The organism is Sphingomonas sp. NCPPB 2930, from assembly GCF_042867205.1.
Taxonomy (GTDB): domain Bacteria; phylum Pseudomonadota; class Alphaproteobacteria; order Sphingomonadales; family Sphingomonadaceae; genus Sphingomonas.
The window spans coordinates 374-779 of the sequence record NZ_JBHZQU010000054.1 but is presented as its reverse complement, the minus strand read 5'-3'; the positions used below and the strand labels follow the sequence as shown (position 1 = coordinate 779).

The window sequence follows — 406 nt, the reverse complement described above, 5'->3', positions numbered from 1 at the left end:
ATAAAAACATTAATAGATATTTCTTCATCAATAGAGATAGCTTGAATTTGAATACCATTTGGTATTTTGTCAATTTTATTTTTATAAATTAATTTTGATTTGTAAAAAATGTTCTTCCCATTTTCTATGGTTTTTTCAAGTATATTTTCGAAATAAGACTGACTAAAGGTATTAAGACCTTGAGAATTCATGTTACTCCATGCTGTTTGAACAAATAAAATTCTCTTATTTTTATTATAAATTTTTTTCACAAGTTCATTGGCTAATGAATGACCAATAATATGTCCTCTATGAAAATATTTTTTTGCAAATATATCTGAAGCAACACATTCCCAATTGACTGGATCCTTTAATTTCTTTCTCTTCTTGCTTCCAAAAGTATCTAAACTTTCTCTAGTTAGAAATG

General features: G+C 25.4%; 1 protein-coding gene. It reads right to left on the bottom strand.

The features are described 5' to 3' along the window. The coding region (locus ACFX59_RS18290; RefSeq protein WP_387434486.1) for a hypothetical protein at window positions 1-406 on the bottom strand (406 nt) is incomplete at both ends.